Source organism: Haloarcula salina, assembly GCF_049603855.1.
In the GTDB taxonomy this organism is placed as follows: Archaea; Halobacteriota; Halobacteria; order Halobacteriales; family Haloarculaceae; genus Haloarcula; species Haloarcula salina_A.
In genome coordinates this window covers 2,534,968-2,547,888 of the sequence record NZ_CP187146.1, presented here as the reverse complement: position 1 = coordinate 2,547,888, position 12,921 = coordinate 2,534,968, and the positions used below count along the sequence as shown (strand labels likewise).

General features: G+C 67.2%; 9 protein-coding genes. 3 read left to right on the top strand and 6 right to left on the bottom strand.

Annotated features, from left to right (window positions below; translation table 11 throughout):
- The 3 genes from ACOZ4I_RS13060 to ACOZ4I_RS13050 all read right to left on the bottom strand — a co-directional run bounded on the left by ACOZ4I_RS13060 (position 1) and on the right by ACOZ4I_RS13050 (position 3,786).
- Positions 1-981, bottom strand: a complete 981-nt coding sequence (locus ACOZ4I_RS13060; protein WP_424000220.1) for a carbohydrate ABC transporter permease — start codon at positions 979-981, stop codon at positions 1-3.
- Positions 978-2,480, bottom strand: a complete 1,503-nt coding sequence (locus tag ACOZ4I_RS13055; RefSeq protein ID WP_424000218.1) for an extracellular solute-binding protein — start codon at positions 2,478-2,480, stop codon at positions 978-980. The genes ACOZ4I_RS13060 and ACOZ4I_RS13055 overlap by 4 nt, the downstream gene beginning before the upstream one ends.
- Before the next feature lie 157 nt (positions 2,481-2,637).
- Positions 2,638-3,786: an ABC transporter ATP-binding protein gene (locus ACOZ4I_RS13050; RefSeq protein WP_424000216.1), complete on the bottom strand. Its 1,149-nt coding sequence runs from the start codon at positions 3,784-3,786 to the stop codon at positions 2,638-2,640.
- A gap of 116 nt (positions 3,787-3,902) precedes the next feature.
- Here ACOZ4I_RS13050 and ACOZ4I_RS13045 point away from each other — a divergent pair, with 116 nt between their 5' ends.
- The 3 genes from ACOZ4I_RS13045 to ACOZ4I_RS13035 all read left to right on the top strand — a co-directional run bounded on the left by ACOZ4I_RS13045 (position 3,903) and on the right by ACOZ4I_RS13035 (position 9,708).
- On the top strand, positions 3,903-4,868 hold the full coding sequence (locus tag ACOZ4I_RS13045; RefSeq protein WP_424000214.1) for a sugar phosphate isomerase/epimerase family protein: 966 nt from the start codon (positions 3,903-3,905) through the stop codon (positions 4,866-4,868).
- 4 nt (positions 4,869-4,872) lie between these two features.
- Positions 4,873-5,997, top strand: a complete 1,125-nt coding sequence (locus ACOZ4I_RS13040) for a Gfo/Idh/MocA family protein (protein ID WP_424000212.1) — start codon at positions 4,873-4,875, stop codon at positions 5,995-5,997.
- Positions 5,998-6,582: 585 nt separating this feature from the next.
- Positions 6,583-9,708, top strand: coding sequence for a glycoside hydrolase family 3 C-terminal domain-containing protein (locus ACOZ4I_RS13035; protein WP_424000210.1), 3,126 nt, complete (start codon positions 6,583-6,585; stop codon positions 9,706-9,708).
- 8 nt (positions 9,709-9,716) lie between these two features.
- Here the strand turns inward: ACOZ4I_RS13035 and ACOZ4I_RS13030 are convergent, their stop codons facing one another.
- From ACOZ4I_RS13030 to ACOZ4I_RS13020, 3 genes are all read right to left on the bottom strand, one after another.
- Positions 9,717-10,538, bottom strand: coding sequence for a hypothetical protein (locus ACOZ4I_RS13030; RefSeq protein ID WP_424000208.1), 822 nt, complete (start codon positions 10,536-10,538; stop codon positions 9,717-9,719).
- 359 nt (positions 10,539-10,897) lie between these two features.
- Positions 10,898-11,806 carry an ABC transporter ATP-binding protein gene (locus ACOZ4I_RS13025; RefSeq protein ID WP_424000206.1) on the bottom strand — a complete coding sequence of 303 codons (909 nt, stop codon included), beginning with the start codon at positions 11,804-11,806 and terminating at the stop codon, positions 10,898-10,900.
- A complete protein-coding gene (locus ACOZ4I_RS13020; protein WP_424000204.1) occupies positions 11,806-12,918 on the bottom strand; it encodes a FecCD family ABC transporter permease in 1,113 nt (370 codons plus the stop codon). Before ACOZ4I_RS13020 ends, ACOZ4I_RS13025 begins: the two co-directional genes overlap by 1 nt.
- Between the last annotated feature and the right edge of the window lie 3 nt (positions 12,919-12,921).

Sequence of the window (12,921 nt, the reverse complement as noted above, 5' to 3'; positions counted from 1 at the left end):
TCAGATACCTCCGTGTTCCTGCTTGCTGAACTGCCGTAGGTAGAACAGCAGCAAGAGCGCGATGATCGCCGCGATGATGAACGCGATGGCGGCGGCGGAGCCGTAGCGGTTCGCGTTCCACGTCGAGATGACGAGACAGCTGAGCGTCGGGACGGTGTTACAGCTCGAGACCGTCTCGACGAGCCCGTACACCTTCAGCGCCGCGATGGTCCGAAACAGCAGGGCCACGAGCAGCGTCGGGAGGACGAGCGGGAAGGTGATGGTGCGGAACTGCTGGAGTTTCGACGCGCCGGACATCTCGGCCACGTCGTAGAGGCTCCGGTCGATGCTCTGGAGGCCGGCCAGGATGAGCAGCGCCATGAACGCCGACTGCTTCCAGATGTCGCCGAGGATGACGATCAGCAGCGAGTCCTGGCTGTTGGCCAGCGGGGACCCGGACACCAGCCCGAGGTTCTGGAGCGGGCCGACGACGAACCCCAGCGACGGCTGGAACAGCAGATAGAAGATCATCCCCTGGATGACGATGGGGACCGTCCAGGGCAGGATCATGCCGACGCGGACCCAGCGGCGGCCGCGGAACTCCTGGTCGAGGATGAGCGCCATCGCGAACCCGAGCAGCGTCTCAGCGACGACGGCCGCAGCCGTGAAGATGAGTGTCACCGGGAGCGCGCTGGTAAAGGGCGCGTTCAGGTCGAGGAACGGCCGGCGGAGGTTCGCCTCCCCCGTCAGGATGCTGACGTAGTTCTCCAGGCCGACGAACGCCCCGACGGGGTTCGCCGACGCGATGTTGTCGGCGTGCAGTGAGATGTTGGCGGTGTACAGCAGCGGCCAGATGGCCATCGTCCCCAGCAGCGCGAACACGGGGAGCAACATCACGTAGACGAACTGCGTCTCGCTCAGGCGCTCGATGCGGTTCAGCAACTTCAGGTCCAGCCGGTAGGCCCGGGTGGACCCCGCCGACCGCGACTTTTTCGTGCTCATCCGCTGTAGGACTCTTCGAAGCTCTTCAGCCGGGACTGGAGCGAACTCATCGCCTCGTCGACGGGCTTTTTCGCCATGATCGCCGCGTGGGCCTCCTGTGCGACCGCCTCGCCCTGCTGGGGCCAGACCGGGGTCGCCGGGCGCGCCATCGTGTGCTCGCCCGCGTAGGTGAGCGGTTCGAGATAGCGGCTCATGATGGGTACGTCGGACGCCTGCTTCAGGGTGCTCGGGACCGGCGGGATGTGGCCGACGATCTTGAAGTTCGCCAGCTGGAACGACTCGGTCGAGATCGTCTGCAGGAACTCGACCGCGGCGTCGACCTGCTGGCTGTTCGGATTGACGGCGAAGTTCCAGCCGCCCAGCGCGCCGACGGAGCCGCCGGTGCCCGGGTACTGGCCCTCACCCTCGGGGACGCCGTACGGAATCGGCATCACGCCCATGTCCGTGCCGAGAGCGTCCTCCGCCCCGTTGATGTTGATGGAGTACGGCCAGTTCCGCAGCGCGACGGCGTTGCCGTTCGTGAACGGCCGCATCGAGGGCGAGAGCCCCCACTGGCCGGCCTCGGTCGACGTGATGCCGCCGGCGAAGCCGTCGAGCGCCCCGTCGGCGTCGGCACCGTGGACGAACGACCGGGCCATCCGCAGGGAGTCTTTGACGGGCTGTTCGTTCACCGTGACCGGGCGATCACCGACCGGGCCGTAGAGGTTCTCCTCGGGGTTCCCGAAGAACGCGCCGCCCCAGGAGCTGAGGAACTCGTTGAACACGCAACAGGACAGCTGGATCTCCGAGGCCGCCTGCCAGTTGAAGCCGTAGTCCGCGTCGGACTGCTCGTGGACGTCCTGCAGTTCGGTCGCGAACTGCTTCCAGGACATCGCCTCGGTCCGGTACTGCTCCCAGTCGTAGCCGGCGTCCTGTACCAGGTCCTTGCGGTACTGTATCGTCGGGAAGTCGGGGTACAGCGGGACGCCGAAGAGGTCGCCGTCCGGGCCGGTCGCCGAGCCGACGCTCTGCTGGAAGTAGTCGTTGTGGACGGTGTCGAGCAGGTCTGACGGGAGCGCCTCTTCGAGGTTGAGTAGCTGGCCCCGGACGATAAACGGGATCGTCCACCCGCTGTCGAAGATCATCAGATCCGGGCGGGCCTGCCCGGCCGAGAGCCACTGGGAGTACTGGTTCTGCATCTCGTCCGTCGTCGAGCCCGCGCTGATGAACTCGAGCTGGATGTCCTCGGAGAGCCCGGCGTCGTACAGCGCCTGCTCGATCGCCTCGCTGTTCTTCCGCCACTCGGAGTGGGTCGTAAGCTGGAGCTTCGATCCCCCGCTCGCACCGCCGCCTTCGCCGCTCTCGCCCGTCGTGGACCCGCCCGACGACCCGCCGCCGGAACAGCCCGCGAGGCCGACGGTCACGCCCGTCGCGCCGACGGCCTGGACGAACCGGCGTCGATTGATCGAGTCGCTGTGCGAACTGGTTGCTGCACCGCTATGGTCACGGCTCTGTGGCATACAGCGAGGAGTCACGACCAATATACATAAACGTTTTCATGGATTACCAGTTCGAGCGACGACACGGCGAAAACCACACGGCAGCGGCGCTGAGGAGAGGCTGATCGCAGCCCCCACTCGGATGGCTCGGCGGATCCACTGGATGCCTCGCCACGGGTCAGGGCGTGGGCGCGGACTCCGTTTCGATCCCGTGGACGAGCGCATCGCCGGAGTCGGCGTCGAACAGGTGGATGTTCGACCGGTCGAACGTGACGTCGACGACCTGCCCCTCCTCGATGTCGGCGTCGGGGTCGATGCTCATCAGGAGGTGCTCCTGTGTGTCCACCTCGCCGTCGAGGATCGCGTCGGTCTCCGCTCGGGCTTCCGGGACGAGGTAGACGAACATCTTCTCGCCGATGGGTTCGATCACGTCGACCGCGGCGGCGATGCCGCCCACCATCTCCGGAGCGGGGTCGTCCGACTCCAGATAGATGTCCTCCGGCCGGATTCCGAGCGTCACTGGTCCGTCATCCAGATCGAGTCGGCTCGTGTCGATCGTGACTCCCTCTGCTTCGAAGCGGTTCTGGCCGATGGTGCCCTCGATGAAGTTCATCGACGGCGAGCCGATGAACCCCGCGACGAACTGGTTGTTCGGTTCGCTGTAGCACGTCAGCGGCGGGTCGATCTGCTGGAGCCGCCCGTCGTTGATGATGGCGACGCGGTCGGACATCGTCATCGCTTCCTCCTGGTCGTGGGTGACGTAGATGGTCGTCACGTCGAGTTTGCGCTGGATGCGCTGGAGTTCGGTCCGCATGTGGACCCGCAGCTTCGCGTCCAGATTGGCCAGCGGTTCGTCCATCAGGAACACCTCGGGGTCGCGGACGATGGCCCGGCCGATGGCGACGCGCTGGCGCTGCCCGCCCGACAGTTCGCTCGGCATCCGTTCGAGCATTCCGTCGAGTTTCAGCGTCTCGACGGCGTCGTCGACGCGCCGCTGGATTTCGTCGTCGTCCGCGCCCTGAATCCGGAGCCCGTAGCTGATGTTCTCGAAGACGGTCATGTGGGGAAACAGCGCGATGTTCTGGAACACCATCGCCAGGTCGCGGTCCTTCGGCGGCAGGTCCGTCACGTCGTTGCCGTCGATGGCGACGGTCCCCTCCGTCGGCATGGTGAGGCCGCCGATCATCTCGAGCGTCGTCGACTTCCCGCAGCCAGACGGGCCGACGAGCGAGATGAACTCCCCGTGTTCGATGTCGAGGTTCATGTCGTCGACCGCGGTGACGTCGCTGTACCGTTTGGTAATGTTCTCCAGGCGAAGTGATCCCATGTACTGCCCGCGTTCACAACTCTCATATAAAAACATTTCTCCGATGCCGCTCTGTGTGGCGGCGAGCCCGCCCCACTCACCAGCATCTTTATATACTGCTGTTCGTATTCACGCGTATGGATGTAGGAGTCCTGACAGTGTCACTGGCGGATAGCGACATCGAAGACGTGTTCCGGTACCTGTCCGATCGGGGTGTCGGTGCGGTCGAACTCGCTTGTGGCGGGTTCGTCGGCGACGATCACCTCCCACAGGACGAGTACCTCGACGACACCGACGCGCAGGCCGACCTCCGGGCGCTTCTCGAAGAATACGACCTCCGCATCGCGGCGCTGGCGACACACAACAACCCGCTTCATCCCGACGACGAACGCGCCGCCGAGGCCGACGCGGAGATCCGGGGGGCGATCCGACTGGCCGACCAGCTCGACGTCGGCACCGTCGTGACCTTCTCCGGCCTCCCCGCGGGTGCGCCCGGGGACACGACGCCGAACTGGATCACCGCGCCGTGGCCCGACGAGCACCGCGAGGCTCACGAGTACCAGTGGGACGTGGCCACCGAGTACTGGAGCGAGGTCGCCGCGTTCGCCGCCGACCACGGGGTGGACGTGGGTATCGAGATGCACCCGAACATGCTCGTCTACGAGCCCCGCGGGATGCTTCGGCTCCGGGAGGCGACCAACGACCGCATCGGCGCGAACTTCGACCCCTCGCACCTCTTCTGGCAGGGCATCGACGTGACCGACGCGATCCGGCTGCTGGGCGAGGCGGACGCCATCCACCACTTCCACGCCAAGGACACGAAGGTCTACGAGTCCCAGGCCCGCGAGAAGGGCGTCCTCGACCCGACGCCTTACACCGACGAGCCGAACCGCTCGTGGCTGTTCCGCTCGATCGGCTACGGCCACGGCGAGGAGTTCTGGAAGGACGTGGTCTCGACCTTGCGGATGGTCGGCTACGACGGCGCGCTCTCCATCGAGCACGAGGACTCCCTGACCTCGGCGACGGAGGGACTGGAGAAGGGAATCGACGTGCTCCAGCGCGCGGTGTTCGAGACCCAGCCCGGCGACGCCTACTGGGCGTGATCCCATGACGGACACGCTCGACATCGGCGTCCTGGGGTATCGGTTCATGGGAAAGGCCCACGCGAACGCGCTGGCTCGACTGCCGATGTTCTTCCCGGACGCGCCGGCGGTCAACCGCCGGGTCCTGATCGGCCGGGACGAGGCGGCGCTGGCCGACGCGACCGAGCAACTCGGCTTCGACGGCTACAGCACCGACTGGGAGACGGCTATCGACGAGGTCGACGCGTTCTACAACCTCGGTCCGAACGCCATCCATCGCGAGCCCTCGATCGCGGCGCTCGACGCCGACACGGCCGTCCTCTGTGAGAAGCCGCTGGCGCGGACGCTCGACGACGCTGCGGCAATGCGGGACGCCGCGGCTCGCTCGGACGCGGTGGCCGGGTGTGCGTTCAACTACCGGTTCGTCCCCGCGATCCAGTACGCGAAGGCGTTGATCGACGACGGCGAACTCGGCGAGATTCGACAGGTCCGAGGCCGCTACCTTCAGGACTGGCTGCTCGACCCCGACGCGCCGTGGAGCTGGCGACTGTCCGAGGAGGTCGCCGGCAGCGGCGCGCTCGGCGACCTCGGCGCGCACACGATCGACCTCATCCGCTTCCTCGTCGGCGAGCGTGCCGGGCCGATCACCCGGCTCTCGGGCCAGCTCCAGACGTTCGTCGACGAACGACCGGACCCAGACGGTCAGCCGGGCGAGACCCGCGAGGTGACGGTCGACGACGCCTTCACCGCTCAGTTGGCCTTCGAGAACGGGGCCGTGGGGACCCTGGAGGCGTCGCGGTTCGCCGCCGGCCACAAGAACGACCACGCCGTCGAGATTCACGGCTCGGAGGGGAGTCTCGCGTTCTCGCTGGAACGGCTCAACGAACTGGAGGTCCTCGGCCCCGACGACAGGGGCTATCAGACGGTCCTCGTGACCGACGAGAGCGACCCCTACGTCGACCACTGGTGGCCGCCGGGCCACGTCCTCGGCTGGGAACACACCTTCGTCCACGAGAACTACGAGTTCCTCTCGGCTGTCGCCGGTGACGGCTCGTTCCGCCCCTCCTTCGAAGACGCCTACCGCGTCCAGCGCGTGCTGGACGCCGTCGAGCGGTCCCACGACGCCGGCGAGTGGGTGTCTCTGGACTAGCCGGTCCGGCCGCCGATTCTCATTATGGTCCGACCGCGCATGACCCGTCCGGACTCAGCCTGAGAACACCGCGTATCGCCCGCCGCACGCGCCACCCTTTCTTCCGGCCATCCCCCAGAGCAACTGTTCGAGGAGTCGGTCGCTCGTCGTCCCAGGTATCCTGCTATATCCAACGGCCGTTCTGAAATACATAACACGCCGCTCTGGACAGTTCCGGCCGTGGGAGCGAAACGGAATTTCGAGCCCACAGACGGCAGAAACGCGGCCATGCGCCGATCGGCCGACGAATCGATCGGCTGGAGACGACTCACAGAATAACAACTGTACTACTGGTTGTGCAGATGCGGACTCGACCCGATCGCGGCCGGTTCTGTCGGCCCTCGCACCGGGACTGTGGGTATTGTCCACAATCAACTCGGAAAGAAAAATCTGCTACAGAACGTCTGTTCTATATTAGATAACAAACCGGGCAGCAGTGCCCGATGGACACCATCGGTTCGGGTGGACAGGTGTCACAGATCGAAACAGTCAGAATCGTAAAGGATTTATAATTGTCATTTCTCTGAACGACCGCAGTGTCCGCCCATGGATGACTTCACTCGACGGAACGTACTCACGAGTATCGCCGCCGGAACCGGCGTCGCGTTCGCGGGAACCGCGGCCGGAGACGGCGAAGACGTACCCGACGACGCGCCTTTTCTGGACCCGGACAGGCCGGACGACGAGCGGGCCGCCGATCTGGTGGGCCGACTGAACACGAGGGAGACGATCGAGTTGCTCCACCAGTACCAGCAGCCGGTCTCCCGCCTCGACGTCGGCGCGTTCAGGAACGGGACGGAGGCGCTTCACGGGGTGTCGTGGCTCGGCGACGCGACGGTGTTCCCGCAGGCCATCGGTCTCGGGAGCACGTGGGACCCGGAGCTCCTCGAGCGCGTCGGGAGCGCGGTCGGCGACGAAGTGCGAGGCAAGCACAGCCAGACGAACGGTGGCGTCGGGCTGAACGTCTGGGCCCCGACCGTCGACCCGCTCCGCGATCCGCGCTGGGGGCGAAACGAGGAGGGGTACGCCGAAGACCCGCTGCTCAGCGGCGCGGCCGCGGCGGCGTACACGAACGGGCTCACCGGGTCGGACGCCTCGACCCTCAAGACGGCCCCGAGCCTGAAGCACTACGCGGGCTACAACGTCGAGACGGATCGGGTCACGACGAACGCGGAACTCACGCCTCGCCTGCTCCACGACTACTACCTGCCCTTCTTCGAGCCGCCGATCGCGGCCGGCGACGCGGTCGGCGTCATGGCCTCGTACAACAAGGTCAACGGCCGACCGATGACGGCCTCGCCGCTGCTCGACGACCCGGTCCGCGAGTGGGCACCCGATGATCAGTCGGTGATGAACGTCAGCGACGCCTGGGCCCCGCCGACGCTCGTCTGGGACACGGACTACGCCGACTCACAGGCCGAGGCCCGTGCGCTGGCCCTCCTCGCGGGCCTCGACAGCTTCACCGAACGCGGCGTCGACAACTCGAAGACGGTCGAACACATCGAGACGGCACTGGACGAGGGGCTGATCGACGAGTCAGCCCTCAGCGAGGCCGCCCGGCACGTCCTGTCGGTTCGGTTCCGCCTCGGCGAGTTCGACCCGCCTTCTGAGGACCCGTACGCCGACATCGGCGAGGAGGTGATCGGCCGCCCCGAGCACCGCGAACTCGCCCGCGAGGCCGCGCGCAAGCAGGCGGTCCTCCTCAAGAACGACGACGACGCCGGCCCCCTGCTCCCGCTGTCGGGCGACGAGCGCGTCGCCGTCGTCGGCCCGCTCGCCGACCGCGTGTTCACCGACTGGTACAGCGGCGACCCGTCGTACCGGACGACCCCCGCGGCGGGTATCCGGGACCGCGTCGGGCCGGACGCCGTCGAGACGGCCACGGGGATGGACGTGATCCGGCTCAGGGAACGCGAGTCCGGGAACTACGTCGCCGCCGGCGTGAGCAAGGGCGGGGGCGGACTCTCCCTGTCCGAGACCGACGCGCCGAGCGTCCAGCAGTTCACCGCGACAGAGTGGGCCGACGACACGTACACGCTGCTGGCGGCGGGGAACAACCGCTACGTCACGGTCAACGGCGACTACGGCCTCCAGAACTCCGTCGAGTACCCCTACGGCTGGGACCACGTCCCGGAGGCCTTCGAGTTCGTGGACGCGGGCGACGGCGGCGTCGCGCTCCGGTATCTCGCCGGTGACGACGAGCACGCGTTCGTCGCGGTCGAGGACGGGAGCCTCAGGGCGACGGCGGCCGACGAGTCCGCGGCGGCGACGTTCGACCTCGAAGTCGAGACCGACGGCATCGACGAGGCCGTCGCGGCCGCAGCGGACGCGGACGTCGCCGTCGTGGTGATCGGAAACCACCCGCTGGTCGGCGCACGGGAGACCGAGGACCGCGAGGACCTGACGCTGACGGCGTCACACCGACAGCTCCTTCGGCGCGTGACCGAGGCCGCCGCCGACACGGTGTGTCTCCTCAAGAGCAGCTATCCCTACGCCGTCACCTGGGCCGACGAGCACGTTCCATCGATTCTGTGGACGTCCCACGCCGGCCAGGAGGAGGGGAGCGCGCTCGCCGACGTGCTCTACGGCGACGCGCCGCCCGGCGGCCGGCTTCCGCAGACCTGGCCGCGGTCCGTCGATCAGCTCCCCGACATCACGGAGTTCAACATCGCCGAGGCCGGCACGACCTATCGGTGGAACGAGGACGAGCCACTGTACCCCTTCGGCCACGGCGAGTCATACGCGTCGTTCCGATACGACCGGGAGCGGATTCCGACGAACCGGCCGCTCGCGCCGGGCGGGACGGCCACGGTCAGCGTCAGGGTGACCAACGAGGGCGACCGGGTGGCCGACGAGGTGGTCCAGTGCTACACGAGCCAGCGCCACTCGCGCACCGACCAGCCCGACCGGGTCCTGCGGGGCTTCGAGCGCGTTCGTCTCGACGCGGGCGAGAGCGCGACCGTGTCGTTCGAGGTCGCACACGACGACTTCGCGTTCTGGGACGTGACGCAGAACCAGTTCGTCGTCGAGGACTCCCCACACGACCTGTGGATCGGTTCCTCGGCCCGCGACGACAGAATCGAGGGCGTCTTGCACGTCAATGGCGAGGACATCGGCCCGCGAGACCTCTCGACACCGACGCGGGCGGTCGACGCAGACGACTGGACGTGGTCCGACGTGGAACTCCTCGATAAATCCAAGTCAGCGGGGACGGTCGTCGGCATGACGGCGGGGTCGTGGGTCTCGTTCGCCGACGTGGACCTGCGCGGAAAGCCCGAGAGCGCCGTCGTCTCCGTCGCTCGCGCCGCCAGCGGCTCGACGGAACTGGAACTCCGTCGCGGCTCGCCGTCGGGGACGCTGCTCGGCACGGTTTCCGTTCCGTCTACCGGCGGCGTCTATAGCTACGCCGACATGGAGACCGACCTGCGCGGTGCGGCTGGCAATCGGCAGACGGTCTATCTGGTCGCCCGCGGCGAGATTCGGGTCCACACCGTCCAACTCGGCGGCCTCGACGAGACGGAGACTGCGGACACCGAAACGGGCACCGCAGATACCGGGACTGAGACGGGAACTGAGACGACTACCGAGACCGGAACGGCCACCGAGACCGAGACGGAAACGGCGACCGGCACGGAGACGCCCACCCCGACGGAGACGAGCACCGACACCTGAACGGCCGCTCACTCGGCGAACACGAAGACGTGCGTGTCACACGACGGGCAGGCGAGGACCTCCGTCGGCCCGTCGGGACCGAAGCCGCCACAGCAGGAGTCGTCGCCGATGGTGAGCGCAGCGTCACACGCCGGACACGCCGTGAGGAACTGCCGGAGCGGCCGGGCGGCCTGACACGCGACGGCCCGCGAGAGCCCGCGGTCGGTGAGCGTCTCGACGGCGGCGACGTCGGCGAGGGCCACCGGCCGCGACAGCGTCGACGACGGTCGGTCGAGGTCCGGGCGGTCGAGCGAGTACCACGGATCGTCCCGCCAGGTGTAGCGCTCGGCGGTGACGTTCGGAATCGCGGCTTCGAGCGCGGCTTCGAGATCGGTGTCCCGGAGCTCGGTCATGCGCTCGCGCCACGCGGCGCGGAAGTCGTCGTCGAGTTGGATGTCAGCCTCGCCGTGGACGATTCCGGCGTCGATCAGCGCACCGAGGACGGCCTCGCCGTCGACGTCGGCCGCGACGGCTCCCACGTCACCGCTCGCCTCGGCGGGAGGGGTCTCGGACCCGGCTTTTCCCGCGTCGATCGGGAGCCGCGCGACCAGGGCGGGACCGATCCGCGGCGTGAACGGCACGACGTAGCCGCGACTCGCGATCAGCGCGACCCCGACGAGCGCGAGCGCCGCGCCCGCGGGCGGGGACAGCCACCCTACTCCTGCGACCACCACCGCGACGATAGCGAGGTTGAGGACCGTACACGGCCAGCAGCGGTTCTCGCCGGTGTACTCCGGCCGGACGAGCGACTCCGTCGCGCTCGACAGTACCCTGTGGACGCGGTCGGTCATGGTTACCGTATGAGAAGCCGCCCCGTCCATATTAATCCTCGGAGGGGACCGCACCCGGTGCGTATCGCTCGAACGCCATCCTGCGGGACAGGTCGACGGCCACACCGAAGGAGCGATTCGACCACTTTTTTGAACGCTTTGAACTCGGGATAGAGGCGAACAATCGCTGGTTTTGGGTATCTGTCATCGTATTGTGGAAAAACGACCCTACTATAGAGAATATAATATCGTATATTCGGAAAGTGGAGTAAGAGGGGGCGTATAGGTCAGAAACTCTCTTCCCTATGAGCAGAGCGCACTCAGATGGAGATGAACTCGCCCACATTGGATATCTCTGGCCCGGTTCCTGCATGGGATGGTCATGATGACTTCGTTTGCTTTGTAGCGTCTTCACCGAGCGGGTCCAGCGGCACGACCACGGGGCCGTGTTCGGTCTCGATGACCTCCGCGTCGATTTCGAAGACCTCGGCGAGGAGGTCCCTCGTCACGACGGACTCGGGCGGGCCGCTGGCACGGATCGCACCCTCTTTGAGCGCGACCACGTGGTCGCCGTATCGCGCCGCCTGTGCGATGTCGTGAAGCACGAGCACGACCGTCGTCCGGCTCTCGTCGCGGAGTCGCTCGACAATCTGCATCACCTCGAGCTGGTGGTGTGGGTCGAGGAACGTGGTCGGCTCGTCGAGCAGGAGGACATCGGTGTCCTGTGCGAGCGCCATCGCGATCCAGACGAGCTGTTTCTGTCCGCCGCTGAGGCTTCCCACCTCGCGGTCGCGGAGGTGTTCGATGCCGGCCGTCGAGATCGCCTCCTCGACGGCCACCTGGTCGTGTTCGCCCGGGGACTCGAAGAAGCCGTGGTGTGGGTAGCGGCCGCGCTCGACGAGGTCTGCGACCGAGATGCCGTCCGGTGCGGTGTTCTCCTGGGAGAGCAGGCCGAGCCGGCGGGCGAGCTCTTTCGAGCCGAACGACTCGACAGCCTGCCCGTCCAGCAGGACGGCCCCGCTATCGGGGGTGAGCTGGCGTGCGAGCCCCTTGAGGAGCGTGCTCTTGCCGCTCCCGTTCGGGCCGACGAGCGCGGTCACTTCGCCGGGCGGGACTCGGAGCGTCTCGCCCGTGATGACCGGCTCGTCGGTGCCGGGGTAGCCGACGACGAGGTCCTCGGCGGCGAACTCAGAGACGGGAGTCTCACCGGCCGATTCGCCGTCGACGGCGGCCGCCGTCTGGCCCTCGGCCGCGCGTTCGTCGTCCGGAACCGGCGTTTGCTCGGCCATCAGACCTCCCCCATGCCCTCGGTCTTGCGCATCAGGTACAGGAAGTACGGCCCGCCGACGAGGCCGGTGATGATGCCGACGGGGAGCTGTATCGGGCTCAGCGCGAGGCGCGCGCCCACGTCGGCCCCGACGAGGAGTGCCGGGCCGAGGAACAGACAGCCCACCAGGAGCCGACGAGAGTCGCTCCCGACGACGTTGCGGACCATGTGCGGGACGATGAGTCCGACGAAGCCGATGAGCCCCGCGACCGCGATGGCCGCGGCCGTCGAGAGCACCGCGATGCTCGCCACGGCGAAGCGAACCCGTTCCACGGGCATCCCGAGCGACTGGGCGGTCTCCTCGCCGAGCACGAGCACGTCCAGTTCGCGGGTCACCAGAAACGCGAGGGCCATCGCCAGGAGGGTGAACGGGAGCGCGATACGGACCTGGGCCCAGTCGGTACCGAGCAGCGAGCCCGAGAGCCACGCCTGCGCGGACATCACCGTACTGAGGTCGTTGATGAAGAAGAACAGCGCTCGCTGGACCGACCCGAACACGGTCCCGACGATGACGCCCGCGAGCACCAGACGGACGGGACTGGTCCCGTTCTTCCACGCGATGACGTACACCAGCAGGAACGCGATTCCGCCCCCGAACGCCGCCAGGACCGGGACGAGCGGGAGCAGGCTCGAGAAGGCCGTCAGGATGACGAGCACGACGAGGCCGGCACCGTCGCTCACGCCGAGGATGTAGGGGCTCGCGAGTTCGTTTCTGGTGATGATCTGGAAGATCGCTCCGGAGACCGCGAGATTCGCCCCGACGAGGGCGCCGACGAGGATTCGCGGCAGGCGGATGTTCCAGACGATGAGCTGTCGCCGGGTGAACCAGTCTGGGATGCCACCGCCGAGGAGGAACGCCCGCCAGGGTTCGAGAGCGAGGACGATCTCGGGGTCGAAGACGGTGTTCCAGGCCTCCCCAAGCGTCAGGGGGTAGGCACCGAAACTCACCTGTAACAGGGTCGCAGCCAGGAGGACCGCGAGGCTGCCGAGTACGACGCCTGCCAGTTTCGAGTTGGCGTACCAGTCGCTACCGGCCGCTCCTCGTTCCGCGAGCGTCTCGAAGAATTTCGCCATCGG